At 65.0% G+C, this 23,066-nt stretch carries 19 protein-coding genes; 17 read left to right on the top strand and 2 right to left on the bottom strand.

Annotated elements, in window-relative coordinates:
• The first annotated feature begins 43 nt into the window (after positions 1-43).
• The 5 genes from F7R11_RS18405 (at position 44) to F7R11_RS18385 (ending at position 6,617) form a co-directional block, all read left to right on the top strand.
• Complete coding sequence (locus F7R11_RS18405; RefSeq protein WP_064808903.1) at positions 44-1,591, top strand: CoA-acylating methylmalonate-semialdehyde dehydrogenase; 1,548 nt, start codon at positions 44-46, stop codon at positions 1,589-1,591.
• A gap of 19 nt (positions 1,592-1,610) precedes the next feature.
• Positions 1,611-2,504, top strand: coding sequence for a 3-hydroxyisobutyrate dehydrogenase (gene mmsB, locus F7R11_RS18400; RefSeq protein ID WP_064808904.1), 894 nt, complete (start codon positions 1,611-1,613; stop codon positions 2,502-2,504).
• Entirely contained in the window at positions 2,504-3,307 is an 804-nt protein-coding gene (locus F7R11_RS18395) for an enoyl-CoA hydratase (RefSeq protein WP_064808905.1), read from the top strand. Before mmsB ends, F7R11_RS18395 begins: the two co-directional genes overlap by 1 nt.
• The gene (locus F7R11_RS18390) at positions 3,304-4,479 is read left to right on the top strand and encodes an enoyl-CoA hydratase/isomerase family protein (protein ID WP_064808906.1); all 1,176 of its coding nucleotides are present in this window, start codon (positions 3,304-3,306) and stop codon (positions 4,477-4,479) included. The genes F7R11_RS18395 and F7R11_RS18390 overlap by 4 nt, the downstream gene beginning before the upstream one ends.
• Positions 4,480-4,847: 368 nt before the next feature.
• Positions 4,848-6,617, top strand: coding sequence for a phospholipase D-like domain-containing protein (locus F7R11_RS18385; RefSeq protein WP_064808907.1), 1,770 nt, complete (start codon positions 4,848-4,850; stop codon positions 6,615-6,617).
• Positions 6,618-6,641: 24 nt separating this feature from the next.
• Here the strand turns inward: F7R11_RS18385 and F7R11_RS18380 are convergent, their stop codons facing one another.
• A complete protein-coding gene (locus tag F7R11_RS18380; protein ID WP_064808908.1) occupies positions 6,642-8,135 on the bottom strand; it encodes an acyl-CoA synthetase in 1,494 nt (497 codons plus the stop codon).
• Positions 8,136-8,295: 160 nt separating this feature from the next.
• Between F7R11_RS18380 and F7R11_RS18375 the strand changes: the two genes are divergently transcribed.
• The 4 genes from F7R11_RS18375 to F7R11_RS18360 all read left to right on the top strand — a co-directional run bounded on the left by F7R11_RS18375 (position 8,296) and on the right by F7R11_RS18360 (position 14,125).
• The gene (locus F7R11_RS18375) at positions 8,296-9,207 is read left to right on the top strand and encodes a LysR family transcriptional regulator (RefSeq protein ID WP_064808909.1); all 912 of its coding nucleotides are present in this window, start codon (positions 8,296-8,298) and stop codon (positions 9,205-9,207) included.
• A gap of 234 nt (positions 9,208-9,441) precedes the next feature.
• Entirely contained in the window at positions 9,442-12,276 is a 2,835-nt protein-coding gene (locus F7R11_RS18370) for a xanthine dehydrogenase family protein molybdopterin-binding subunit (RefSeq protein WP_064808910.1), read from the top strand.
• Complete coding sequence (locus F7R11_RS18365) at positions 12,273-12,827, top strand: (2Fe-2S)-binding protein (RefSeq protein WP_021192934.1); 555 nt, start codon at positions 12,273-12,275, stop codon at positions 12,825-12,827. Before F7R11_RS18370 ends, F7R11_RS18365 begins: the two co-directional genes overlap by 4 nt.
• The gene (locus F7R11_RS18360) at positions 12,827-14,125 is read left to right on the top strand and encodes a c-type cytochrome (protein WP_064808911.1); all 1,299 of its coding nucleotides are present in this window, start codon (positions 12,827-12,829) and stop codon (positions 14,123-14,125) included. Before F7R11_RS18365 ends, F7R11_RS18360 begins: the two co-directional genes overlap by 1 nt.
• 84 nt (positions 14,126-14,209) lie before the next feature.
• Here the strand turns inward: F7R11_RS18360 and F7R11_RS18355 are convergent, their stop codons facing one another.
• Positions 14,210-14,920: an IclR family transcriptional regulator gene (locus tag F7R11_RS18355; RefSeq protein ID WP_064808912.1), complete on the bottom strand. Its 711-nt coding sequence runs from the start codon at positions 14,918-14,920 to the stop codon at positions 14,210-14,212.
• Between the two features lie 170 nt (positions 14,921-15,090).
• Here F7R11_RS18355 and F7R11_RS18350 point away from each other — a divergent pair, with 170 nt between their 5' ends.
• From F7R11_RS18350 to F7R11_RS18320, 8 genes are all read left to right on the top strand, one after another.
• Complete coding sequence (locus F7R11_RS18350) at positions 15,091-15,789, top strand: RraA family protein (RefSeq protein ID WP_021192931.1); 699 nt, start codon at positions 15,091-15,093, stop codon at positions 15,787-15,789.
• Positions 15,789-16,736 carry an NAD(P)-dependent oxidoreductase gene (locus F7R11_RS18345; protein ID WP_064808913.1) on the top strand — a complete coding sequence of 316 codons (948 nt, stop codon included), beginning with the start codon at positions 15,789-15,791 and terminating at the stop codon, positions 16,734-16,736. The genes F7R11_RS18350 and F7R11_RS18345 overlap by 1 nt, the downstream gene beginning before the upstream one ends.
• A 5-nt stretch (positions 16,737-16,741) precedes the next feature.
• Positions 16,742-17,692, top strand: a complete 951-nt coding sequence (locus F7R11_RS18340; RefSeq protein WP_064808914.1) for an SMP-30/gluconolactonase/LRE family protein — start codon at positions 16,742-16,744, stop codon at positions 17,690-17,692.
• A 50-nt stretch (positions 17,693-17,742) separates the two neighbouring features.
• Positions 17,743-19,122, top strand: a complete 1,380-nt coding sequence (locus F7R11_RS18335) for an MFS transporter (RefSeq protein WP_104577578.1) — start codon at positions 17,743-17,745, stop codon at positions 19,120-19,122.
• A gap of 75 nt (positions 19,123-19,197) precedes the next feature.
• Entirely contained in the window at positions 19,198-20,523 is a 1,326-nt protein-coding gene (locus tag F7R11_RS18330; protein WP_064808916.1) for an MFS transporter, read from the top strand.
• A 2-nt stretch (positions 20,524-20,525) separates the two neighbouring features.
• Entirely contained in the window at positions 20,526-21,458 is a 933-nt protein-coding gene (locus F7R11_RS18325) for an amidohydrolase family protein (RefSeq protein ID WP_064808917.1), read from the top strand.
• Positions 21,459-21,571: 113 nt separating this feature from the next.
• Positions 21,572-21,703, top strand: coding sequence for a hypothetical protein (locus tag F7R11_RS27435; protein WP_257784472.1), 132 nt, complete (start codon positions 21,572-21,574; stop codon positions 21,701-21,703).
• Positions 21,704-21,862: 159 nt separating this feature from the next.
• The gene (locus F7R11_RS18320) at positions 21,863-23,065 is read left to right on the top strand and encodes an ABC transporter substrate-binding protein (protein ID WP_064808918.1); all 1,203 of its coding nucleotides are present in this window, start codon (positions 21,863-21,865) and stop codon (positions 23,063-23,065) included.
• The last annotated feature ends 1 nt before the right edge of the window (position 23,066 follow it).

Raw genomic sequence — 23,066 nt, 5'->3', positions numbered from 1 at the left:
ATCCCCATTGAACCCCCGCCATCGAATTGCCTAGGAGACCCATATGAGCGCCGTTGCCTCTCTCGCTTCTGCCAAGACTGCCGCACACCAAGACACCCCGCCCACCGTCAAGCTGTTGATCGGCGGTGAGTTTGTCGAGTCCAAGTCGAAGGAGTGGCGCGACATCGTGAACCCCGCCACGCAGGAAGTGCTGGCGCGCGTGCCGTTTGCCACGGCGGATGAAGTGGATGCGGCCATCCAGTCCGCACACGCTGCGTTCGCCACCTGGAAGAACACGCCGGTGGGCGCGCGCATGCGCATCATGCTCAAGTTCCAGGCGCTGATTCGCGAGCACTCGCCGCGCATCGCCCGCACGCTCACGGCCGAGCAGGGCAAGACGTTGCCTGATGCCGAAGGCGACATCTTCCGCGGGCTGGAGGTGGTGGAGCACGCGTGCTCGATCGGCTCGCTGCAGCAGGGCGAGTTTCTGGAGAACGTCGCCGGTGCGGTGGACACCTACACGCTGCGCCAGCCGATTGGCGTGTGCGCGGGCATTACGCCGTTCAACTTCCCGGCGATGATCCCGCTGTGGATGTTTCCGATGGCCATCGTGTGCGGCAACACGTTCGTGCTGAAGCCGTCGGAGCAGGACCCGTTGTCGACCATGCTGCTGGTGGAACTGGCGCTGGAAGCCGGTGTGCCGGCAGGCGTGCTCAACGTCGTGCACGGTGGCAAGGATGTGGTGGATGCGCTCTGCACGCACGAGCATGTGAAGGCGATTTCGTTTGTCGGCTCAACCGCCGTGGGCACGCACGTGTACCGCCTGGGCAGCGAGCACGGCAAGCGCGTGCAGTCAATGATGGGCGCGAAGAACCACGCCGTGGTTCTGCCGGATGCCAACCGTGAGCAGACGCTCAATGCGCTGGCCGGTGCGGCCTTTGGTGCGGCCGGGCAGCGCTGCATGGCGACATCGGTGGTGGTGCTGGTGGGCGCGGCACAGCAGTGGGTGCCCGAGCTTGTGGAGAAGGCCAAGACGCTCAAGGTGAATGCCGGCGTGGAGCCAGGCACGGACGTTGGCCCCGTTGTTTCGCGCGCCGCCAAGCAGCGCATTCTTGGGCTGATCGAGTCGGGCGTGCAGCAGGGTGCCACGCTCGCGCTGGACGGCCGCAACGTCCGCGTGGCCGGCTATGAGGACGGCAACTTCGTCGGCCCGACCATCTTCACCGATGTGACGACCGATATGGACATCTACACCAACGAGATCTTCGGGCCGGTGATGGTGGTGCTGACGGCAGCGACGCTGGATGAAGCCATTGCGCTGGTCAACGCCAACCCGTTCGGCAACGGCGTGGGCCTGTTCACGCAGAGCGGTGCGTCGGCGCGCAAGTTCCAGAGCGAGATCGATGTCGGCCAGGTCGGCATCAACATCCCGATCCCGGTGCCGGTGCCGTATTTCAGTTTTACCGGTTCGCGCGGTTCCAAGCTGGGTGATCTGGGGCCGTACGGCAAGCAGGTCGTGCAGTTCTACACGCAGACGAAGACCGTGACCGCCCGCTGGTTTGACGACGCGGTCGATGCCGGCGGCGTGAACACCACCATTAGCCTGCGCTGAGCGGCCAAGGAGCGTTGTCATGAAGATCGCATTCATCGGCCTGGGCAACATGGGCGCCCCGATGGCGCGCAACCTGCTCAAGGCGGGCCACGCGCTCAACGTGTTCGACCTGAACGCGCAGGCAGTCGGGGCGCTGGTGGAAGCCGGCGCCGTGGCGGCTGCCTCACCCAAGGAAGCGGTGACCGGGGCAGAGACCGTCATCACCATGCTGCCCGCGGCTGCACACGTGCGCAGCGTGCTGACAGCGGAGGACGGCGTGCTGGCCGGCATTGCCAAGGGCGTGCCCGTCATCGATTCGAGCACCATCGACCCTGCCAGCGTGAAGGCGTTTGCGGCGCTTGCGGCCGAGCATGGCAACACCTTCATCGACGCGCCGGTCTCGGGCGGTACGGGCGGGGCGGCTGCGGGCACGCTCACCTTTATGGTGGGCGGCAGTGCGGCGGCGTTCGAACAGGTGCGCACGGTGCTCTCCGCCATGGGCAAGAACCTCGTGCACTGCGGTGATACGGGCGCGGGCCAGGGCGCGAAGATCTGCAACAACCTCGTGCTCGGCATCACCATGGCGGGCGTGGCCGAGGCCATGTCGCTGGGTGAGGCGCTGGGCATCGACCCAAAGGTGCTGGGCGGCATCATCAACACGTCCACCGGGCGCTGCTGGAGCTCGGACACATACAACCCATTCCCCGGCGTGATCGAGACCGCGCCATCGTCGCGCGGCTATACCGGTGGCTTCGGCACGGACCTGATGCTCAAGGATCTGGGCTTGGCGGGTGATGCGGCCAAGTCCGTTCATCAGCCTGTCTACCTGGGTGCACTCGCGCAGCAGCTCTATCAGACCGTGAGCAGCAAGGGCGACGGCAAGCTGGATTTCTCCGCCGTCATCAAGCTGTACCGGAAAGACGGAGCCGCATGATGATCGAACTCGACTTCCTCCACGACAACACCATTGCGCTGCTGACACTCAAGCGTCCGCCCGCCAACGCGTTCACCCCCGAGGGCTTGCTGCAACTGCAGTCCACCGTAGAACGCCTGAACGCCGATGCACGCGTGCGCGCCATCGTCATCACTGGTGATGGCCCGAAGTTCTTCAGTGCCGGCGCTGATCTCAACACCTTTGCCGATGGCGACCGTGATGTGGCACGCGAGGCCGCTGCACGTTTCGGCGCGGCATTTGAGGCGCTGCAGAATGCGCGCCCTGTGGTCATTGCTGCCATCAACGGCTTTGCAATGGGCGGCGGACTGGAGTGCGCACTGGCTTGCGACATCCGCATTGCCGAGGCCCACGCCAAGCTCGCTGTGCCCGAAACCGCCGTCGGCCTGCTGTGCTGCGGTTGCGGCACGCAGACGCTGCCGTGGCTCGTGGGCGAAGGCTGGGCCAAGCGCATGATCCTGACCGGCGAGCGCGTCGACGCGCAGACCGCCCTGCGCATCGGCCTCGTTGAAGAGGTGGTCGAGACCGGTGCCGCGCGCGAGGCCGCCATCGCCATGGCGCTGCGGGTGACGACGCTCAGCCCGCAGGCCGTGACCTTCAGCAAGCAGTTGATCCATCAGGCGCGCAACGGTGTGCCGCGCGGTGCGGCGCTGGCTGTGGAGCGCGAGCGTTTTGTTGATCTGTTCGACCACCCTGATCAGCGCGAAGGCGTGAACGCTTTCCTGGAAAAGCGCACGCCGCGTTGGCAGGCACACACCGCACATGAATCGGAGACGCTGCAATGAGCGCAGTCCAGATGCAGGCGACGCCGCCTGAGACCGCCACCGAACCCGAAGTGCTGATGCACGTGGTGAACCGCGTGGCCATCATCACGTTGAACCGGCCGTCTGCGTTGAATGCGCTGTCGCATGGCATGGTGAGGCAGTTGGCCGTGCTGCTGGAGCAGTGCCGCCACGATGACAGCATCGTCGCGCTGGTGCTGCGCGGCGCGGGCCAGAAGGGTTTCTGTGCGGGCGGCGACGTTCGCGCGCTCTACCAGCTTGCCAAGCAGGGTCGCAAGGACGGCGATGACGGCTGGCTGCAATTCTTCATCGACGAATACCGGCTCGACTACGCGCTGCACCAGTTCCCGAAACCCATCGTCGCGCTGATGGATGGCATCACCATGGGCGGCGGCATGGGCCTAGGGCAGGCTGCGCGCCTGCGTGTGGTGACTGAGCGCACGAAGATGGCCATGCCCGAGACGCGCATCGGCTTCCTGCCCGACGTGGGGGCGACGCGTTTCCTGAGCGTGATGTCGCCCGAGCTGGAGTTGTATGTCGGGCTGACCGGCGTGACGCTTTCCGGCGCCGACGCATTGCATTGCCACTTAGCGGATCTGTGCGTGCCGGCGGAATGGCTGGCCACGTTTGAAGACCGCCTGCAGCGTATGCAGCACGACGGTGATCTGATGCAGGCCCTGCGCCGCGTGTTCGAGCCGCCGTGCAACATCGTCCCGCATGCTGCGCTCGCCACGGCCATGCCGTGGGTGCTGCGCTATTTCGATCGGCGCTCAACGGTCGATCGCATTGTCGCCACGTTGCGCGAGAGCCTTGAGCGCGAATCGGCCCGCGAGCCTCGCCAGTGGCTGCAAGCCACGCTGGACGCGATGACCACGCATTCGCCGACCATGCTGCACGTCACGCGCGAGGCGTTGCTGCGTGGGCGGCAACTGTCGCTGGCCGAGTGCTTCCAGATGGAGCTGGGCATCGTGGCGCGTGGGATTGAAGACGGCGATTTCTGCGAAGGCGTGCGCGCGTATCTGGTCGACAAGGACCACCGCCCGGGGTGGGCACCGTCCACGCTCGCTGCTGTGCGGCCGGAGCGGGTGCGGCACTTTCTGTCGTCGCCGTGGCGGGCAAGTGCGCATCCGTTGGCGGGGCTTGAGGCTCACGCGCAAGCAGGCCACATCGCTTGAATATGTGATCTACACATACACATCCGCCAAGAATCCCGCTTTTGGTCGGCAGTTTTGCCCTAAAAGCGGCGATTAAGACAGTCGCGTGACATTTTTTTGTCATAACTTACGGGTAACTTACGCAGGCGAGGAGAGGTCTCCCCTCACGTTCTCATCGTACGCAGCGGTTTCCGCTGCGTTTTTTTTGCCCGCCGGAAAGCGCGACCGTATCCACGTGTACGCGAATTCTTGCAGATCCGATTGAAACGTCGTTGAACGCATCGCCCGTAAACCCGCATGGCGCCTGCAAAATACGCCGTTTGCGTCAGAGGATTGTCACGATCGCGGTGCTATAAAAACTGGATGCTTTGCCACCCCAGGAGACCCCCATGGCGACATCCGTCGATTCATTCCAGGTGAAGGTGTATCAGGGCGACAGCGCGGTGCTGTTTGCCTTTGACGTGGCCGATGCAGACCGTGCTGATCTGGCCGGTTTTGCCATCCAGTGCACGCCGCAGGGCGGTGCGCCCTACTGGGTGCCCAACCGGTTGACGTTCGACACGCCCATCCACGCGGATGCCCCCCTGCAGGCCGGCAAATACGCCGACTCCATCGACGCGCCATTCCAGTCGTTCCACTGGGTCCACTTTCCGCCGCACGCAGCCGGGCAGTACACCTACACCGTGCACGCGCGCTACTTTGCGTCCACCAACCCGGTGCAGCTTGAAACACGCGCCACACGCAACGTGAACGTGACCTTGCATCAACCCATGAGCGACTGGGCCACAGTGGGTATGGTGCGCGGCTATGTGTCGTCGCAGGCGTTCATTGACCACTACGGCGGCAACACGGCGCTGGCGCCCGACAAGCGCGCACAGACCAAATCGCCGCTGCTGTATGACACGCGGCCGTACCAGAACAAGTACGCCTACCTGGGGGCCACTGGCCGCCGCCTCATCATCGATCTGCTCAACCAGTGCCAGGCATCCGACGGCTATGGCATCGACGTTCTGGCCTATGACCTAGACGAGCCGGACATCATCCGCGCCATTGCGTGGCTCGCGCAGAACGGCCGCAAGGTGCGCGTGATCCAGGACAACTACATCGGCACAGGCGCGCACCCGACCGGGCACGGCACCGACGACGCCTTTGAAACGCAAGCTACCGACTACTTCAAACAGGCCGGCGCGGATGTCCGCCGCACGCACCTTGCACGCTTCCAGCACCACAAAGCGATTCTGCTGCGCGACGCCGCCGGCAAGCCGGTGCGCGTGCTGGCGGGCTCGGCCAATTTCTCGCTGCGCGGGCTGTACGTGCAGGCCAACAGCGTGCTGGTGTTCCAGCAGGACGCCGCGCAGCTCTATGCGCAGGTGTTCGAGCACATCTGGGGTTTGATCGGCCAATACGGTGAAGACGCCGCCGGCAGCCGCAAGGTGGCCACGGCCTTCCGCACCGATACGCTGGCCGCCAACTGGCAGGCCGTGCCACAGGGCGGCGCGCCGCGTGCACGCTTCGGCTTTTCGCCGCACCAGACCGATGCGTTGCTTTCCGAGGCGGCCGATCGTGTGAAGGGTGCGTTGTCGTCCGTACTGTTTGCGGTGATGGCCACCGATGGTGGCGGCGAGATGCTGACCACGCTGGAACAGGTCGTGCCGCACAAGGCAGGGCTGCTCTCGTTGGGCGTGATCGACAAGGAGGGCGGCGTGGATGCCTTCGCACCGGGCCGCGACGTGCCATCGCAGACCGTGTCGTTCGCCTACCTGAAGGACGAGGCACCCGCGCCGTTCAAACAGGAAGTGGATGCCGGCACCGGCCAGCACATCCACCACAAATTTGTCGTGTGCGATTTCAACGGCGACGAGCCGGTGGTGTTCTGCGGCTCCTCCAACCTGTCGAAGGGCGGCGAGGAGCAGAACGGCGACAGCCTGATCGCCATTTACGAACCGGCCATCGTCACGGCCTACGCGATCGAGGCCATCCGCCTGTTCGATCACTACCGCTTCCGCGCGGGCGAATCGAAGGCCACGGCCGCCAAACCGCTGGTGCTGAAGACAACTGGCGCGTGGGCCGACCCGTACTACGATCCGCAGAACACCAAGTTCACGGAGCGCACGCTGTTTGCCAAGTCAGGCGCGGCACAGGCTGCTGCGGTTGCTTGACCCGCGCCGGCAGCGGTTCGGGCGTCAGACGCGCCGCTGCCGGTCGCCCCACCATGCATCGCGCAGGCGGCGCTTGGCGATCTTGCCGTTGTCGTCGCGCGGCAGGGCGGCCGTGAACTCGATCTGGCGCGGGATTTTGAAGCCGGCAATCTGGCCGCGCAGCCAGTCGATCACGGGCTCGGCCTGCAGCCCTTCGCGTTCGGTCTGCACCACGGCGACAAGGCGCTCGCCGTACTCATCGCACGGCACGCCAAAGACGGCGCAGTCCACGACATCAGGGTGGCGCAGCAGCGCGTGTTCGATCTCGGCCGGATAGATGTTCACGCCGCCCGAGATGACCATGTCCGAGGCGCGATCGCACACGTACAGGTAGCCGTCTGCGTCGAGGTAGCCCATGTCGCCGAGCGTGACCAGACCGTCGCGCTCGATCTTGCTGCGCGCTTCGTCATTGCCGCGGTAGGTGAAGTCTGGGTAGGCGGGTTGGCGGCTGTAGATCAGGCCGACCTCGCCGGTGGGGCAGGGCGTGCCGTCTTCGCGCAGGATGCGCACCTCAGCATCGCACACCGGGCGGCCGGCGCTACCGGGGCGGGCGGCGGCATCGCGCGGGTCCATCACGGTGATCATGCCGGTCTCGCTGGAGGCATACGTCTCATAGATGACGGGGCCCAGCCAATCGATCATCTTGCGCTTGATCTCGGGTGCGCACGGCGCGCCGGTGGAAGCCACAAAGCGCAGTGAGGAGAGGTCGTAGCGGTTGCGCTCTTCTTCCGTCAGCTTGAGCAGGCGCACGTACATGATCGGCACGAGGTAGACGGTGTCGATGCGGTAGCGCTCGATCTGCTCCAGCACGCGCAGCGGATCAAAGCGCGGATGCAGGACGAGCACTTCGGCCATCTGCGCGGCTTGCTGGGCGAAGAGGCTGGGAGCGCTGTGATACAGCGGCGCCGGCAGCAGCGCGCGGCGGTCCGGCACGATGCCGAAGGTGGCAGCCACCACCGCACGCGCTTGTTGCAGGTGGGTGTCGAGTTGATCCAGCGGCACGGCTTGGCGCACCACGCCCTTGGGCCGCCCCGTAGTGCCTGAGGTGTAGGCCATGTGCCCGCGCGGCGAGACCATCGGCCCGTCGTACGGTGTTTGCAGCGCGAGCCAGTTGGCATAGCCGTCCGCACGGTCAGTACCTTCAGCATCCACGCGCAGCAATTGCACGTGCGGCAGCAGCAGCGGCTCCACCGCATCCACCAGGTCACGATGGCCGATCAGCACCTTGGCACCCGAGTCACGCATGAGGAATTCCACCTCGGCCGGCGTGAAGTGCCAGTTGATTGGGCAGAAGTGGCAGCCGGCAATGCGGCACGCATGCATTACGTCAATGTAGGCCGGCGCATTGCGCATCAGCACGCCGATCACATCGCCCTCTTGCACACCCATGCGGCGCAATCCACCGGCAAGGGCCGCGCCACGCGCGAGCAGGGTGTCGGCATCGACGGGGCGGTCTTCGAAGATGAGGCTGGCGGTCATGCGTGTCTCCTTGGGGGCAAGGTCTCGTTATTGGGTTGGACCTCTGCTTGATCTGCGCAGCATGCCGGATTGAATCGCACTGAACAATCCGCTTAGTATTGCGCACACTGGTGAATGCCATTGAACAACACTGCCCGTCGATTTGCAGCCCGCTTCCATCATGGACCTCAACCTCATCCACCTGTTTGTCGAGATTGTGGAAGCGCGCAGCTTTACTGCTGCCGCGCAAAAGCTGGGCATGACGCGCTCCAACCTGAGCAACCGCCTGAAGGTGCTGGAGCGTGAAACCGGCGCGCAACTGCTGCGCCGCTCCACGCGCAGCCTGGAGCTGACGCAGGCGGGCGAGACGCTGTTCGAGCACGGCCGCCGCATGCTGCAGGAGGTGGAGACCGCGCGCGCCTCCATCGACGGCCTGGGCCAGACCGTGCGCGGCCACGTGCGCGTGAGTGTGCCGACGGGGCTCGGCCGCTTCTTCCTGGGCGACATGCTGCTCGAATTCGCGCGCGAGCACCCGAACGTGACGTTGCGCGTGACGTTCAACAACCGCGTCAATGACCTGATTGCCTCGGAGATTGACGTGGCATTCAAGATCACCTCCGCGCCGCCGCAGGACACCGTTGCGCGCGAGGTGTGCCCGATCGGCTGGAGCCTGTTCGCGACCAAGGCCTATCTGAAGACGCATGGCCCGGTGGCAACACCCGAGGGGCTGGTCGAACAAGCCATTGTTTGCCCGCCCATGCCGGGGCGGCGCCTGACGCTGGCGCTCTCGCGCACTGTGCGCGGCAAGACCACCCAGCACAGCGTGACAGTGGAGCCGCGCATGCAGTCGGAGGATTTTCCGTTCCTGGCCGATGCGGTTGCGCGCGGCATGGCCATCGGTTTGCTACCCAATTACGTAACACGCGCTACGGCCACACCGTTCGAGCGCGTGCTGCCCGGCTTCGAGGTGGGCGGACTGGGCACGCACCTGTTCATCCTCACGCTGCCCAATCGGTACGCTTCGCCCGCCATGCGCGCGCTGATCGATTTTGTGCGTGCGCGTGTCAGCGCGCAGGCCGCAGAGTGGCGCTAAACGCAGCCAACGCAGCGGTCGTGCACTGCTGCGTATGCACAAAATTGTGCCAAGGCAGATAACGTCCGCCAAATAGACGATATTCGGCATCGCGCCTTGTCTTGGGTCAAGGCGAATACCAAAATCGAAAGAGGCGGAGCCGCCTGGCAATCACTTGCACCCAGGCTCCCCATCCCTCCCCACGCCACCCGCCGAACGCGGGTGCGCCGTAGCATTCCTTCGAGGAAGAAGTTCATGCCGCTTACCCATCCGTCGCGCCGCGCTTTCCTGAAAGCGACTGTCGTGGCCGGCGTCTCGGTGGTTATCGCACCGTTGGGCGGCCGCGCATTTGCGGCTCTGTTTGAAGAAAAGATCCTCACCCCGGTCCAGTGGGACCCCAAGACCAGTACCCCAAAGTTCCGTATTGACGGCATTGCCAAGGTCACGGGCGACAAGGTGTTTGCCCGCGACATCCGCTCGCGCGACATGCCGCACTGGCCGCAGCAGCAATCGCACGCATTCATTCTGCGCACCACGCTGGCCGACCGCACGTACGAGGGCTTTGACCTGAGCCTGCTGGGCGACGAGTTGAAGCCCGATCGCGTTGTGACCGCGGAAGACCTGGCGCGCGACGGCGTAGCCTTCCCCGCGTTCTATGGCGACGACATGCTGCTGCCGACGGGCAAGACGCCTGCGTATCACGGCCACGCGGTCGCTATCCTGATCTATCACGACTTCGCGCGCTTCCGCTTTGCGAAAGACAAGCTCAAGTTCCAGGACAAGATCATCCGCTACGGCGCGGTGACCGGCCCGCTGGAGCGCGACCCATGGGGCACCTTCCGCTTTGTGCGCGTGGGTGGTCAGACGCCATATGACGACGACGTGTTCTCCAGCCTGAAGAACGCGCCGATCTTCCCCAGCCAGATGCGCAAGCACGAGCCCGTGTGGCCCGATGGTGTGGACCACGGCAAGCTGGGCGAGCAGGGCATGTTCTACGCCGGCCAGATCCGCGACGAACTGGCCAAGCCGCCTGAAGACTGGCTGGTGCTCGACCGCGAGTACAACACGCAGTCCATCGACACCGCCGCGCTGGAAGCCGACAACGCCAACTGCTGGTACGACAGTGCCTCGCAGACGCTGCACATGGTGGTGCCCACGCAAAGCCCGATTGAAGTGGGCGAGAGCACGGCCGAGATGCTGGCCAAGGCCCGCGGCGCCTTCCCCGTGAAGCAGGTGATCGTGCACCCGTGCTACACGGTCGGCTACGGCTCGAAAGACCACTACAACTTCCCGTTCTATGGCCTGGTGACGGCGCTGTACGCAGACGGCAAGCCCGTGCGCCTGGCCAATGACCGCTACGAGCAGTTCCAGACCTCCATCAAGCGCCACGCGTTCAAGATGCATTACCGCATCGCCGTGGACAAGAAGACGGGCCTGTTCCAATCGTTCCAGGGCGATTTCGAGGCCAACGGCGGCGGGCGCTGCAACTTCTCGCCATCGGTGGCGATGGTGGGCGCCACGGCTGCGCAGTCGATCTACTACTTCCCGAAGAACGACCTCGCCACGGTGGCCATTGCCTCGCGCGCCATCGACGCGGGCTCGGCACGTGGCTACGGCACGCTGCAGAGCATGGCTGCGACCGAAATGATGGTCGACGAGTTTGCCGAGCAACTGAAGCTCGACCCGATCGAGTTTCGCCTGAAGAACGCGCTGCGCTCGGGCATGAAGAACACGCAGGGCGCGATTCCGGCCGGCGCCATCCGCGTGGATGAAGTGCTGGAGGCCGCCAAGGTGCACCCGATGTGGGTGAACCGCGCGAAGAAAAAGGCCGAGTTTGAAGCGGCGCACCCGGGCAAGCGCTACGGCGTGGGCTTTGCGTGCGTGCAGAAGGACTTCGGTACGGGTGCGGAAGCCTCGTTCGCCAAGGTGGAAATCCGCCCAGACGGGCAGATCGTGCTGAACCATACGGGGGCCGAGATCGGTACCGGCATGTCGACCTCGCAGGCGATGGCGGTGGCGCGCTGGCTGGGCCGCCCTGCATCGGAAGTGCGCGTGGCGGTGACGGACTGGGCAGACCTGCCCGTGACCACCAGCGGTGATCCGTACATCATGAGCCAGGCCGATCAGGACAAGCTGGCGGCCAACCCGCGTTGGTCTCCGGCCTATGCATCACCGGCCAGTGCGACCAACTCGGCGTACTACTTCACGCACAGCACGCGTGAGGCGGCACGCATCGTCTTCATGCACGGCCTGTGGCCGGCAGCCATGGCGATCTGGAGCCAGGGCATTGGCGGTGGTCAGGCGACTTCGCTGGTGGTGCGCGTGGAAGACGCGCGCTGGGTGGACGGCAAGCTCACGGCTGGCGGCCTGGAGGCGCTGCCCTACGAGCAGATCGTCAAGAAGGCGCACGACCTGGGCCTGGTGACGGGCGCTGTGGTGCACGTGTTCAACCGCTGGCAGTGGAGCGAGGCGGACTTCGATGTGAACGGTACGGCCACGCGCGTGCCGATCGACGGCCTGTCCGTGCGCTACGGCGAAGGTGCCGATGCTGCGTACAAGGCCAAGATGACGACAGCCGGCGGCTACCACGTGCTCGATCGCAAGAAGGTGTACATCGCGCCCACGCAGCGTAACAACGCGTCAGTCACGTACTACAGCGCGGTCGGCACGCTGGTCGAGCTGTCGGTGCATGAGGCCAGCGGCAAGGTGGAACTGCTGTCGCACCACTCGATCATGGAGTGCGGCTCGCAACTCTCGCCGCAGCTCGTGTCGGGGCAGTTGCAGGGTGGTCTGGCGATGGGCATCGGGCACGCGCTGCACGAATCCCTGCCGCTGTATGAAGACGGCCCCGGCAACGGCACCTGGAACTTCAACCGCTACCAACTGCCGCGCGCCAAGGACGTGGCTGTATGGACGCAGACCGGGACGGTGCTGCCGCCCCTGTCGGAAACCGATCCGCCCAAGGGCATCGCCGAGGTGGTGATGATTCCGGTGGTGGGCGCCATTGTGAACGGCATCGCGCATGCCATCGGACACCGCTTCACCAGCCTGCCAGTGACCGCGGAAAAGATTCAGGAGGTACTGGCATGAGCAGCATCACCACCCAACCGATCACCTTGCACCTGAACGGCAAGGACGTGGGCCCCGTGCAAGTGCCCGAAGGTCTGATGATGATCGACTTCCTGCACGAATACACCGGCCTGACGGGTTCGCGCCTGGGCTGCGGGCAGGGCGTGTGCCGCGCGTGCACGGTCATCCTCGACAAGCCAGACGGCACCAGCGAAGAAGTCCGCACGTGCATTACCGGTGCGCATTTCTTCCAGGGCAAGAAGGTGCGCACGGTGGAAGGCCATGCCACGCGCAATGAGAAGGGCGAGGTGGTATCGCTCTCGCTGGTGCAGCAGAAGTTTCTGGAGCACTTCAGCTTCCAATGCGGCTACTGCACGCCGGGCTTCGTCAACGGCGCGACGGTGCTGGTGGAGCGCCTCAAGCGCCAGCCGGTGGCGCGTGAGCAACTGGACGAGACCATCACCGAAGCGCTGAACGACCACATTTGCCGTTGCACCGGCTACGTGCGCTACTTCGAGGCCGTCAAGGACGTCGTCCTGAGCACGCCCGGACTCGTCAAGGACGGCAAGTGATGACGATGACCATGGCTCAACCCAACCATCGCAATCTGTTTCGCCTGGCTCGCCTGGCCGTGTTGCCGCTGCTGGCGGCCGCCACGCTGGCCGCCTGCGGTGACCGCTCCGCCGACATTCCGGCCGCTGCCGATCAACCATCGCCCACCAAGCTAACCGGTGCAGACCTGATCAACCGCGGCCGCTATCTCGTGCGTGCGGCGGACTGCGCGGCCTGCCACACAGCCAAGGACGGCGCGCCGTTCGCGGGCGGTGTGCCGCTGGCCTCGCCGTTCGGCACGTTCTACGGCACCAACATCACGCCCGACAAGGACCACGGCATCGGCAAGTGGAGTGCGGACGCGTTCTACAAGGCGCTGCATGATGGCGTATCGCCCGACAAGCATCTGTATCCGGCGATGCCGTACACGTCGTACCGCGGCCTGTCGCGTGGCGATACCGATGCGATGTACGCGTATCTGACCCAGCAGGTGAAGCCGGTGGCAGTCGCCAACCGCGAGCATGAGTTGCGCTTCCCGTACAACATCCGCCTAGCCATGGCGGGCTGGAACCTGTTCTTCCTGAAGGACGCGCTGCCGGATGCATCGGTCGGCAATGCAGCCGCGTGGCAGCGAGGGCGTTATCTGGCCAACGCGCTGGGCCACTGTGCGGAATGCCATAGCCCGCGCGGGTTTGCCGGTCAGCTTGATGCCAGCAAACCACTCGCCGGTGCTGCACTGGGCCGTGTGGTCGCGCCGGACATCACGCCCGCCGGCCTGGCGGCGCGTGGCTGGACGCAGGCCGATCTGCAGACGTTCTTCGGCGTTGGCATTGCGCCGCAGGGCTCGGCCTTTGGCGAGATGTACCCGGTGGTCCACCTGAGCACGCAGTACCTGAATCAGGCAGACCTGGGCGCGCTGGCAACGTACCTGCTGGGCGACAAGGCGCCCGCGCCGCAACCGCTCAAGCCGGTGGCCGCCACGGCGGACAACGCCGACCAGCTCAAGGCCGGCCGCGCGAGCTACCTGGCCGTTTGCGCCGGCTGCCATGGCCGCGATGGCGAGGGCAAGCCGCACGTTGCCGTACCGATGCTGGGCAACGCCACCGTGCGCAATGCTGATGCGCACAACCTGCTCGTTGCCATGCTCGACGGCATTGAGGCGCAGCGCTTCCCGGGCACGGAAGCCCTGCAGGAGATGCCGGGCTTCGCGCAGATGAGCGACACGGAACTGGCCGCACTTACAAACTACCTGCGCACGAACTTTGGCGGCCAGCCCGCTGATATCACCGCAGACAAGGTGATGGGTCTGCGGCAGTAAGCGGCCAGCCTGAAGCGACAAAAGCCCGCCCCGGTGTCATGCCTGGGCGGGCTTTTCTTTTGGTGCGCATGCTGGCGCCTCCAATCAACGGCCGTAGATTCGCTCGCACAGCGCCGCACTTGCACCGAGCTTGCGCGACAGGTCGGACGCCGCCTGCAGCTGCAGCGCGACGACGTCACTGGAGGTGCGCGCCGCTTCGAGCCGGGAGGCCGCGCCAGACAGCGTCAGCGCCGCCATGAACTTGTCGCCGGAGCCGAAGACGGGCGTAGCAAACGCCGCCGTGTGCTGGTCGCGCGCGCCCGAGGTGAAGAGCGGCAGCGCGGGCGCTTCGTCATACAGCGCTTCGCCCAGGCCCCAGTAGCGGAGCACGTGGCTGATGGCCGTGTCGTCCAACGGCAACGAGGTACCGGGCAGGCGCGTCTCGCGCAGGCCCTCCGATGGCTCCGCGCGGAACAGGCACAGCCGCCGGCCGTGATCGATGACGTAGTACGATGCGCTCTCCCGTGTGGCCGCCGCCAGCGCATGCAGCACCGGTTCAACCACCGACGACAGGTGGAAGGACTGCTCATAGAGCTTGCCCAGATACAGCAGGCGCGGCCCGAGCGAATACGCGCCAGACTCCGAGCGAATGACATAGCTCATGCGCTCCAGCGAGTTCATCAGCCGGTACACCGTGGTCTTGTGCATGCCCGAGGCTTGCGCCAGGGCCGCCAGTGTTAGCGCTTCCGCCCCCGGCTTGAAGCAATCCAGCAAGGCCAGCGCCTTTTCCACTGCGGCGACGCCGTCGTTTCCCATTCCCAACTCCCTGAACTGATGAACAGGATGATTGTACTGTGTACAACACAGTTGTATAGGGCGGACGGGTAAACGCTAGTGGATCGTCTCGCTTGCCGTGGCTATAGTGATTTCACTGAGTACACCACTGTTGTACATAGTACAACGCTAAAGACAGAGGCAAGCTTTTCATGAGTACCCCTTCGCATACCACTTCCACCATCGTTCGCGACATCGAGCGCGTTTCCCCCCACCTTGTGGAGGCGGCTGCCCGCTTCCAGGCCGCCATCCTGGCCGACGTGGCGGGCCGCCGCGGCACGTTGAACAGCCGCGTCAAACCGCTCGCACCGACGATGAAGGTGGCCGGGCCGGCCGTGACAGTCGAAGTCCGCCCCGGCGACAACCTTGCCATCCACGCCGCCCTGGCCGTCGCCAAGCCCGGCGATGTGATCGTGGTGGATGGCAAGGGCGACCAGAGCTGCGCGCTCATCGGCGAGATCATGGCCACGCAGGCCCATGCCACGGGCATCGCCGGGTTTGTGATCGACGGGGCGGTGCGCGATTCGCACGAGCTGGCGCACGGCACGTTCCCGATTTTTTCCGCCGGGCTCAACCCGTGCGGGCCGACCAAGAGCGTGGCGGGGCGCGTGAACCTGCCGGTGTCTGCTGCCGGCGCGACCGTGCACCCCGGTGATCTGGTGGTGGGCGATGCGGATGGCGTGGTCGTCATCCCGCGTGAAGACGTCGAGCGCATTCTCGTGCTCGCACAGAAGAAGGTGGATGCGGAAGCTGCCCGCATTGCGGCTATTCGCAAGGGCGACACACGCCCGGGTTGGCTGGAGAAAGAATTGCGCGCTGCCGGCATGCTGGCCGAAGGCGAGGCACTGTGATGAGCGCGTCTGCACACAAGCCCGTTGTACTGGTGACGGCGGCCGATCTGGCGCCGCAGGCGCTCGATATGCTGAGCGACTTCGAGGTCGTGTTTGCCGGCAAGCAGCCCACCGAAGATGACATCGTCGCGCTCTGCGCGCGACACAAGCCGGTGGCGATCATCGTCCGCTACGGCAAGGTCAACGCACGCATCATGGATGCGGCCGCCAACCTGCAGGTGATTTCCAAGCATGGCAGCGGTATCGATGTCATCGATCAGGAAGCCGCTGCGGCACGCGGCATTGCGGTACGCGCTGCCGTGGGTGCCAATGCGGCGGCTGTCGCCGAGCATGCGTGGGCGCTGATCCTGGCGTGCGCCAAGGCCGTCCCACAACTCGACGCGCGCATGCGTGCCGGGCATTGGGATAAGGCGACGCACAAATCGGTCGAACTCGATGGCCGCACACTGGGCCTGGTCGGCCTGGGCGCGATCGGGCGCCGGGCGGCTGCCATCGGGGTGGCGTTCGGCATGAACGTGATCGCGTTTGACCCGTATTCCAAAGAGGCACCGGCCGGTGTGAAGTTGGTCAGCCTGGGCGAGCTGTACGCACAGTCGGACGTGGTCTCGCTGCACTGCCCCCTGACCGCTGAGAACCGCAAGATGCTGAACCGCGATGCGTTCAGTTGCTTCAAGCCGGGCGCGATCCTTGTGAACACGGCGCGCGGCGGACTCATCGACGAGGCCGCATTGGCGGAGGCACTGGCCAGCGGCCAACTCCGTGCGGCCGGGCTCGACAGCTTCGATGTGGAGCCGATGACCACGCCGCACCCGTTCCAGGACATTGCGAACGTCATCCTGTCGCCGCACATCGGCGGCGTGAGCGATGCGGCTTACGTGAACATGGGCAAGGGCGCAGCGGCCAATGTGCTCGCGGTGATCGAGGAGCGCGCCCGCACGGCGGCGTGATAGCCATGTTCCTGCTCTCGCCACCTGTTGTGCGTGAAGCTGAAGTCTTCACGCGCATGCCGGCCAAGTTTCGCAAGCCCGAGGTCCAGACGGACTGGGCGCGCGCCAATCGTGGCGGGCAAGCCACCGACTCCTTCCTCGAAGGGCCGGTGTGGAGCCCGGATAGCCAAGGTCATGGCTGTCTATACGTAACCGACATCCCGCATGGCCGCATCTTTCGCATCTCTGCTGCGGGCGATTGGGAGCTGGTGGCCGAGTACGACGGCGAGCCCAACGGCATGAAGCTGGTCGACGATGCGCACCTGCTCATCACCGACTACCGCAACGGGCTGATGCGGCTCGATATCAAGCGTGGGGAAGTCACGTCCTATCTGCAGCGCCGCAACTCGGAGCGTTTCAGGGGTGTGAATGACCTCACGTTCGATTCGCAAGGCAACCTGTATTTCACCGACCAAGGGCAGACGGGTTTGCACGACCCGACGGGCCGCGTCTATCGCCTGTCGGTGGACGGCAAGCTCGACATGCTGCTCGGCAATTGCCCCAGCCCGAACGGGCTTGTGCTGTCGCCCGACGAGAAGGTCTTGTACGTGGCCATGACGCGCGGCAACTGCGTGTGGCGCGTGCCGCTGCAGGCCGATGGCTCCGTCAGCAAGGTCGGCCAGTTCTTCACGTCGTACGGCCCGAGCGGCCCCGATGGCTTGACGATCGACACGGCAGGCCGGTTGTTCGTGGCCAACCCTGGCCTTGGCCGTGCGTGGGTGCTGAACCACCGCGCCGAGCCTGAGGTGATCGTCACCAGCCCGGAAGGCGCCTCGCTCACCAACCTGTGCTTTGGCGGCCCTGACATGAAGACGCTCTTCATGACGGAGTCGGTGTCCGGCACCGTGCTGAAAGCCGAGATGGACATCGCCGGCCCGCTGCCGCATCGGGCAAAGCAGGCCAGGCCCCAGCACTAGCGCATCGATACGTAACCCCTAGCGCTCACAGAAGCGCGATGGAGGAGACCATGCAAATGTCCCACACCTTAGGCACCCTGCGCGCCGCCAGACCCTCCGACGGCGCGGACGTGCGCGCAGCTGCCACGCTGCCCGACGCGGACTACCAGGCGAGCGAACGCACGCTCGCCAAGGCGTTCCGCCGCATCCTGCCGTTCATCTTTGCCTGCTATGTGATCAGCTATCTCGATCGCACCAACGTGGGCTTTGCGGCGCTCACGATGAACAAGGACCTCGGCCTGACCGCCGAGCAGTTCGGGTTCGGGGCGGGGCTGTTCTTCATCGGCTATTTCCTGTTCGAGATTCCGAGCAACCTCATCATGCAGAAGGTGGGTGCACGCATCTGGATCGCGCGGATCATGATCACGTGGGGCCTGTTCTCGATGGCCACGGCGTTTGTGGTCGGGCCCAAGAGTTTTGCAGCGGCGCGCTTCCTGCTGGGCCTGGCCGAGGCCGGGTTCACGCCGGGCATCTACCTGTATTTCACGCACTGGTTTCCGGGCAAGTGGCGCGCCAAGGTGACGGCCGCATTCCTGGTCGGCATTCCGGTGGCGAACATGATCGGCTCGCCGATTTCCGGTGCGTTGCTGGAACTCGGCGGGCTGTATGGCCTGCGCAGCTGGCAGTGGCTGCTGCTGATCGAAGGGCTGCCTGCCGTGGTGCTGGGTATCGCGTGCCTGTTTGTGCTGGCGGACCGTCCCGAGAAGGCCACGTGGCTGAGCGATGACGAAAAGGCCGTGCTCGCGCGTCGCCTTGCGATGGAGCAACGCGACATCGCCAGCAAGCACGGCGCGAGCCTGCGTGACGCCATGACCAACTGGCGCGTGTTCGTGCTGGCGTTCATCAACTTCTGCGGCATCGTCGGCTCGATCGGCGTGGGGCTGTGGATGCCGCAGATCATCAAGCAGTTTGGCGTCGAGCATGCGGTGGTGGGTTGGCTCACGGCCATTCCGTACGCGATGGGCGCGGTCGTCATGCTGTGGTGGGCGCGTATGGCGAACCGCGCGCAGAGCTGCATCCCGTATGTGGCGGGCGCGCTGGTGGTGGCAGCGGTCGCTCTGGCGGCCAGCACGGCGCTGGATGCGCCCGCGCTCAAGCTGGCGGCGCTGTGCCTGACGGTGAGCGGCATCCTCGCATTCCAGGCGACGTACTGGGCGATTCCCTCCAACTTCCTGACCGGCCGTGCAGCGGCCGGCGGCTTGGCGCTGATCGTTTCCGTGGGCAACCTGGGCGGCTTTGTGGGCCCGTCGATGATCGGCGCCATCAAGCAGTTTTCGCATGGCTTCACGGCGCCGCTGCTGGCGGTGTCGGCTGTGCTGCTTATCGGCGCGCTGGCCATCGCCTGGCTGGGTGATCCGGGCGCCGATGCGGGCGAAGCGGTCGCCCATTGATGGCCTGATCGCAGTACCTTTCTTTCTGCACACCCAACAGCGCCGCAAAACACACGACGGCGTCAGGAGACATACATGCAAGTGACGGGCAGTACCGGTGTGACCGATCTCGAACAGCGCACCCTGCGCAAGGTGGTCTGGCGGCTCGTGCCATTCCTTATGGTCTGCTACCTGCTGGCTTTCATCGACCGCGGCAACGTGGGCATGGCCTCATTGCAGATGAACCATGACCTCGGGCTCACAGCCAGCGTGTTCGGGTTCGGCAGCAGCCTGTTCTTCGTGTCGTACTTCTTCTTCGAGGTGCCGAGCAACCTTGCGCTGCAGCGCTACGGCGCGCGCATCTGGATCGCGCGGATCATGATCACGTGGGGGCTGGTCTCGGCCGCAACGGCGCTGGTGCGCGGGCCGGCCTCGTTCTATGCGCTGCGCTTTTTGCTCGGTGCGGCAGAGGCGGGGTTCTTTCCCGGCGTGCTGCTGTATCTGTCGTACTGGATTCCGGCCACGCACCGTGCGCGCATCGTGGCAACGTTCATGGTGGCGATTCCGGCCGCAAGCTTTATCGGCTCGCCCATCTCGGCCGCGCTGCTGCAGATGGATGGCTTTGCCGGGCTGCGCGGGTGGCATTGGTTGTTCCTCCTCGAAGGCATTCCGACGGTGCTGCTGGGCATCGCCTGCCTGCGCTTGCTGACCAATCGCCCCGAAGAAGCCAAGTGGCTGTCGACCGAAGAGCGCAATTGGCTCACCAACACGCTGGCAGGTGAAGCGCGCGGGCCCAAGAAGGTCGCGCAGATGTCGCTGGCCAAGCTGTTCTGCAACCGTTATGTGCTGTGCCTGGCGCTGGTGGATGTGTGCGCGTCGGCCGCCGGCAGCACGCTGTCAGTGTGGCAGCCGCAGCTGCTCAAATCGTTCGGGTTGACCGTCATGCAGACGGGGCTGCTCAACTCGGTGCCGTATGCGGTGGCATCGGTGCTGATGGTCTACTGGGGCCGCCGTTCGGATCGACTGAAGGAGCGCCGCTGGCACACCGCCATCCCCATGCTGCTGATCGGGCTGGGTCTGTTTGGTACGTCGCTCAGCGGGTCGTTGATGCCGACCATGATGATGTTGTGCGCGGTACTGGTGGGCGCGTATTCGTTCAAGGGGCCGTTCTGGGCACTGGCCTCGGGCATGCTCTCCAACTGCGCGGCAGCGGCGGGGCTCGCCACCATCAACGCGATCGCCAACCTCATCGGCGGCGGCCTGATGGTGAACGTGTACGGGTGGGTCAAACAGTCCACCGGCAGCTACGCATTGGCGTTGATGCCGCTGGCCGTGCTGACACTGGTGAGCGTGGCGACGCTGCTGCTGTTGAGCCGGGCGAAGCCCGAAGGGCAGTTGCTGAACAAGACGGAGACGGCCTGACCATGCGCGCGTTCAGCAGAAGGCAGTTCCTGCAGATGGCAGGTGCGGGTGCCGTGGCAGCAGCGATGCCAGCGTTCGCAGAGGCCGACGAGGTGTGGTCTAGCGGCAGCGACAAGCCGGCATTCAAGCTGCCGGCCGGGGCGGTGGACTGCCACATGCATATCTACGACGACCGCTTCCCCAGCGCGCCAGGCACCACGCTCCAGCCACCCAACGCGAGCATCGATCAGTACCGCAAGGTGCAGGCGCGCCTGGGCGTGCAGCGCAACGTGGTCGTCACGCCCTCCACCTACGGCACCGACAACCGCTGCACGCTGGATGCACTCAAACGCTTCGGCCCCAACGCGCGCGGTGTTGCGGTGGTCGATACGTCGGTCACCGACGCGCAGCTCACGGAGATGCACGCGGCGGGCGTGCGCGCCATCCGTTTCAACCTCAGCTATCCGGGGGCCACCACGGTTGACATGCTCGCGCCGCTGGCCGCGCGCATCGGCGCAATCGGGTGGCATATCGAACTGGTGGTGCAGGGCGCAAAACTGCCGGAACTGGAGCCCCATCTGCGCGCGCTGCCATGCCCGCTCGTCATCGACCACATCGCGCACGTGCCGCAACCGGGCGGCATGCAGTCCGACGCCATGCGGACCGCGCAGCGCCTGGTCGACAAGGGCAACACGTGGATCACACTCTCCGGTCCCTACGTCGACAGCAAGACCGGCGCCCCCGCCTATGCCGATGTCGAGCCGGTGGCCAAGGCCTTCATCAACATGGCCCCCGAGCGGATGCTGTGGGGCACCGACTGGCCGCATCCGACCGAGAAGACGCACAAGCCTGACGATGCTGCGCTGGTCGACACGATGGCCGTGTGGATCGGACGGGCCGATTGGCAGGAGATGATCTTCGTTGCCAATCCGGTCAAGCTCTACGGGTTTGTGTAATGCCGGAACTGCGCCGGCGGTGGCCAAAGCGGTCTCAATGACTACGTAGCTTCCGGACCGCGGAGTTCGCCCGACGGCGATGGTGGCAGCACCACGACCCTGGCCAGACCGAAATGGTGCTGGGTACCAATGTGCAGAACCAGAAGTCGTGGGTGATGGTGCGCATCAGCGGGTTGCCGCATATCGTTGATTTCAATACCGCCACCATCAGCGCTAGCTCCACGGCAACAGGCATGTGCTTCTGAGCGCCGTACAGCGTATCGCAAACAGGCCACTGTCGACTCTCACTTGACAGTGTGTTTCGCCCGCCGGGGCTGTTCGCGACGGATGGTGTCGATACCATGTGCTCCAAATAGGTGCAGCCACTGGCATGCACCCACAACAAAACACATCAGGAGACACACATGCACGCACGCCGCGCCACGGTTGCGGTGGCCTTGGCCATCGCCTCCTTTTTCGCTCACGCACAGGTTTCCGACGACAAGGTCAAGATCGGCTTCATTACCGATATGTCCGGCGTCTATGCCGATCTGGACGGCCCCGGCGGGCTGGAAGCCATTCGCATGGCGGTGGCGGACTTCGGTGGCAAGGTGCTGGGCAAGCCCATCGAGATCGTCTCGGCCGACCACCAGAACAAGGCCGACGTAGCAGCCTCCAAAGCGCGCGAGTGGATCGACCGTGAAGGTGTGGACGTGCTCTTTGCCGGCCCGAACTCGGCGGCGGGCCTGGCGATGAATCGCATCGCGGCAGAGAAGAAGCGCGTATATATCAACCTCGGCGGCGGCACGCCGCGCCTGACCAACGAGGAGTGCACGCCCTACACCGTGCACTATGCGTACGACACCAACGCGCACGTGCGCGGCACCATCGGCGCACTGCGCAAGCAGGGCGTCAACTCGTGGTACCTGCTGTCGGTCGATTACGCCTTCGGCAAGGACATGGATGCCGAATCGCGCCGCGTGATTGCGGCGGGCGGCGGCAAGGTGGTGGGCGGCACCAAGCATCCGCTCGGCGCGCCGGACTTTTCTTCGTATCTGCTGCAGGCGCAGAGTTCGGGTGCGCAGGCCGTGGCGCTGGCCAATGCAGGCGGCGACACGATCAACGCCATCAAGGCCGCCAAGGACTTTGGCCTGGACAAGAAGATGCGCGTGGTCGGCCTGGTCATGACCATCGACGAGATCCACTCACTCGGCCTGCAGACCGCGCAGGGCATGCAACTGATTGACCCGTGGTACTGGAACTCCAGCGACGCCGCGCGCAAGTTTGGCGAACGTTTCTACGCCAAGTACAAGAAGATGCCGAGCGCCCTGCAAGCTGCCGATTACTCCGCCACGCTCACGTACCTGAAGGCCGTGCAGGCCGCCGGCACAGATGACTCCGATCGCGTGATGGCCAAGCTCAAGTCGATGAAGATCGACGATATGTACACCAAGGGCGGCTACGTGCGCGCTGACGGCATGATGATCCACGACATCTACCTGTTCGAGGTCAAGAAGCCGTCGGAATCGACGCGCCCGTGGGACTACTACAAGCTCGCGCAGACGATTCCGGGTGAGCAGGCGTTCAATACGCTGGCGGAATCAGCTTGTCCGTTGGTGAAGAGGTAAG

Source organism: Ralstonia insidiosa (assembly GCF_008801405.1).
GTDB classification, from domain to species: Bacteria; Pseudomonadota; Gammaproteobacteria; order Burkholderiales; family Burkholderiaceae; genus Ralstonia; species Ralstonia insidiosa.
The sequence above is the reverse complement of the archived record's forward strand: the minus strand, read 5'-3'. Positions and strand labels throughout refer to the sequence as shown.

Coding starts and splice junctions, on each gene's coding strand:
- F7R11_RS27435 (WP_257784472.1), top strand. CDS start 21,572: ATGGTGCTGGGTACCAATGTGCAGAACCAGAAGTCGTGGGTGATGGTG.
- F7R11_RS18405 (WP_064808903.1), top strand. CDS start 44: ATGAGCGCCGTTGCCTCTCTCGCTTCTGCCAAGACTGCCGCACACCAA.
- F7R11_RS18350 (WP_021192931.1), top strand. CDS start 15,091: ATGAGTACCCCTTCGCATACCACTTCCACCATCGTTCGCGACATCGAG.
- F7R11_RS18365 (WP_021192934.1), top strand. CDS start 12,273: ATGAGCAGCATCACCACCCAACCGATCACCTTGCACCTGAACGGCAAG.
- F7R11_RS18380 (WP_064808908.1), bottom strand. CDS start 8,135: ATGACCGCCAGCCTCATCTTCGAAGACCGCCCCGTCGATGCCGACACC.
- F7R11_RS18390 (WP_064808906.1), top strand. CDS start 3,304: ATGAGCGCAGTCCAGATGCAGGCGACGCCGCCTGAGACCGCCACCGAA.
- F7R11_RS18320 (WP_064808918.1), top strand. CDS start 21,863: ATGCACGCACGCCGCGCCACGGTTGCGGTGGCCTTGGCCATCGCCTCC.
- F7R11_RS18335 (WP_104577578.1), top strand. CDS start 17,743: ATGCAAATGTCCCACACCTTAGGCACCCTGCGCGCCGCCAGACCCTCC.
- F7R11_RS18340 (WP_064808914.1), top strand. CDS start 16,742: ATGTTCCTGCTCTCGCCACCTGTTGTGCGTGAAGCTGAAGTCTTCACG.
- F7R11_RS18360 (WP_064808911.1), top strand. CDS start 12,827: ATGACGATGACCATGGCTCAACCCAACCATCGCAATCTGTTTCGCCTG.
- F7R11_RS18385 (WP_064808907.1), top strand. CDS start 4,848: ATGGCGACATCCGTCGATTCATTCCAGGTGAAGGTGTATCAGGGCGAC.
- F7R11_RS18330 (WP_064808916.1), top strand. CDS start 19,198: ATGCAAGTGACGGGCAGTACCGGTGTGACCGATCTCGAACAGCGCACC.
- F7R11_RS18355 (WP_064808912.1), bottom strand. CDS start 14,920: ATGGGAAACGACGGCGTCGCCGCAGTGGAAAAGGCGCTGGCCTTGCTG.
- F7R11_RS18395 (WP_064808905.1), top strand. CDS start 2,504: ATGATCGAACTCGACTTCCTCCACGACAACACCATTGCGCTGCTGACA.
- F7R11_RS18375 (WP_064808909.1), top strand. CDS start 8,296: ATGGACCTCAACCTCATCCACCTGTTTGTCGAGATTGTGGAAGCGCGC.
- F7R11_RS18325 (WP_064808917.1), top strand. CDS start 20,526: ATGCGCGCGTTCAGCAGAAGGCAGTTCCTGCAGATGGCAGGTGCGGGT.
- F7R11_RS18370 (WP_064808910.1), top strand. CDS start 9,442: ATGCCGCTTACCCATCCGTCGCGCCGCGCTTTCCTGAAAGCGACTGTC.
- mmsB (WP_064808904.1), top strand. CDS start 1,611: ATGAAGATCGCATTCATCGGCCTGGGCAACATGGGCGCCCCGATGGCG.
- F7R11_RS18345 (WP_064808913.1), top strand. CDS start 15,789: ATGAGCGCGTCTGCACACAAGCCCGTTGTACTGGTGACGGCGGCCGAT.